Annotated in this window: 3 protein-coding genes; all 3 read right to left on the minus strand. The window is 74.3% G+C overall.

The genetic code is table 11. The features are described 5' to 3' along the window. A partial coding sequence (locus H0488_RS22860; protein WP_183101483.1) for an ROK family protein occupies positions 1-740 on the minus strand: 740 nt, incomplete at its 3' end. Next, entirely contained in the window at positions 727-1,896 is a 1,170-nt protein-coding gene (gene xylA, locus H0488_RS22865; protein ID WP_312856497.1) for a xylose isomerase, read from the minus strand. The genes xylA and H0488_RS22860, both read right to left, overlap by 14 nt. Further along, on the minus strand, positions 1,893-2,397 hold a 505-nt coding region (locus H0488_RS22870), incomplete at its 5' end, for an FGGY-family carbohydrate kinase (protein ID WP_246372703.1). The genes H0488_RS22870 and xylA, both read right to left, overlap by 4 nt.

The following is a 2,397-nucleotide window of genomic DNA, read 5'->3' on the forward strand; positions in this document are numbered from 1 at the left end:
ACCTCGCCGGCGAAGCCCCGCGCCCCCCGCAGCAGCCGGCGGTCCTCGATCAGGCCTGCCCCGATCCCGACGGTCCCGGTGAGGTACAGCAGGTGGTCGGCGCCGCGGCCGGCGCCGAGGTGCAGCTCGGCGAGCGCGGAGCAGTCCGCGTCGTTGCTGGCCCGGGTCCGGCCCGACCAGCCGAAGGCGGCGTCGACGGCCTCGACCAGGCCGCGCCCGGTCAGGTGCAGGTTCGGGACCCAGACCGCCGTGCGGTCGTCACCGCCGACCAGTCCGGGCAGGGCCACCGTGGCGCCGAGCGGCCGCAGCCCCTCCGCGTCGAGGTCGGCCGCGACCTCGGCGGCGGTCCCCGCCAGGGCGGCCACGACGTCCTCGCCCTCGCCGACCGGCCGGGTGAGCTCGCGCCGGACCGTGCCGGCGAGGTCGAGCACCACGGCGGCGACGTACGCGACGTTGACCTCGAACCCGACGCCGACCGGCCGGCCACCGGCCAGCGTCAGGCTCTGCCCGGGCCGGCCGCGCTCACCACTGCGCACCTGCTCGAGCTCGTTGACCACACCGGTCTGCTCCAGCCCGGCGACGATCGTCCCGACCGTGGCCTTGGCGAGACCGGTGCGGACGGCGAGGTCAGCCCGGCTCGCGGGACCCTCGAGCCGCAGCGACCGGACCACGGCCGCGGCATTGCGCCGCCGCAGCGAGTCGGCCCCGGCAGGCTCGCCCCCCGGCTCAGCCACGGACACCGTAGAGATGCTCGAGGGCGAGCTGGTCGAGCCGCTCCATCGCGACCTCGCGCGCAGCGAGCGCATCGACGTCCGGGAGCGGCCAGTCGAGCAGCTCACGCCAGCCCTCGCCTGCGGCGAGGGTCGGTACGGCGAGCTCCGGGAGCCCGGCCTCGACAAGCGCCTCCTGCACCTCGGGGTCGGCGCGGAACGCCCGGACCTTCTCGCGCAGGATCAGGTAGTTGTCGATGCACGCCCTCGCCGACGCCCAGACCCCGGCCTCGGTCTCCGGCCGGACCGGCTTGTAGTCGAAGTGCACCGGGCCGTCGTACCCACCGGCGAGCAAGGTGTCGACGACCCAGAACGCGCCACGGACGTTGCCGGCGCCGAAGCGCAGGTCCTGGTCGTACTTCGGGCCGTTCTGACCGTTGAGGTCGATGTGGAAGAGCTTGCCGTGCCACAGCGCCTGGGCATACCCGGCTGCGGCGTTGAGGCCGGCCATCTCCTCGTGGCCGATCTCGGGATTGACCCCGACCAGCTCGGGCCGGTCCAGGGACTCGATGAAGGCGAGGGCGTGGCCGACGGTCGGCAGCAGGATGTCGCCGCGCGGCTCGTTGGGCTTCGGCTCGATCGCGAAGCGCAGGTCGTAGCCGTGGTCGACGACGTAGTCGCCGAGCACGTTGAAGGCCTCCTGGTAGCGGTCGAGGGCGGCCGGCACGTCCTTTGCCGCGCCGTACTCGGCGCCTTCGCGTCCGCCCCAGCAGACGTAGACCTGGGCGCCGAGCTCGGCGGCGAGGTCGATGTTGCGCATCACCTTGCGGATCGCGAACCTGCGGACGTCCCGGTTGTTGGAGGTGAGCGCCCCCTCCTTGAACACCGGGTGCGTGAACAGGTTGGTCGTCGCGGTCGTCACGGCGAGACCGGTCTCGGCGAGCCCCTTCTTGAAACGTTCGATGATGCCGTCCCGGACGCTGTCGTCGGAGCCGAACGGGATCAGGTCGTCGTCGTGGAAGTTGACGCCGTAGGCGCCGATCGCGGCCAGCTGCTCGAGGGCGTGGACCGGGTCCATGGGCGCACGGGTGGCGTCGCCGAAGGGGTCGCGCGCCTGCCAGCCGACCGTCCAGAGGCCGAAGGAGAACTTGTCGGCGGGGGTCGGTGCAGGGATCGGTCGGTTCACGAGATGCCTCTCATTCGGTTGTCATCGGTGGTGGTGGTTCCGAGCCGGTCGCGCAGCGCGGCGTAGCGCTCGCGGACCGACGGGTCGGGGGTGCCGGTGAGCGTGCCGGCGGTCGGCAGCGGCCAGGCCGGCGGCTGCTCGGCCCCGGACAGGGCCCAGGCGGCCTGGCGCGCGGCCCCGCGGGCGACATACTCCCCCTCCTCGAGGAGCACGACGTCGCGGCCGAGGATCGCCGGGGCGAGCGCGCGCACGGCCGCGTTGCGGGACGCGCCGCCGACGAGCAGCACCCGCTCCGGCTGGGTGCCGGTGCAGCCGACCAGGGCGTCGACGGCGTCGGCCAGCGCGCACAGCAGCGCCTCGACCGCGGCTCGCGCGAGGTCGGCGCGGGTCGTCGCGGGAGTCAGGCCGGTCCAGGTGCCGACGGCGTCGGGCCGGTCGGGCGTCCGCTCGCCGCCGTAGTACGGCGACAGCACGACCCCTCCGGCGCCGGGGCCCGAGGTC

It is taken from the genome of Nocardioides pelophilus (assembly GCF_014180685.1).
GTDB lineage: Bacteria > Actinomycetota > Actinomycetes > Propionibacteriales > Nocardioidaceae > Nocardioides > Nocardioides pelophilus.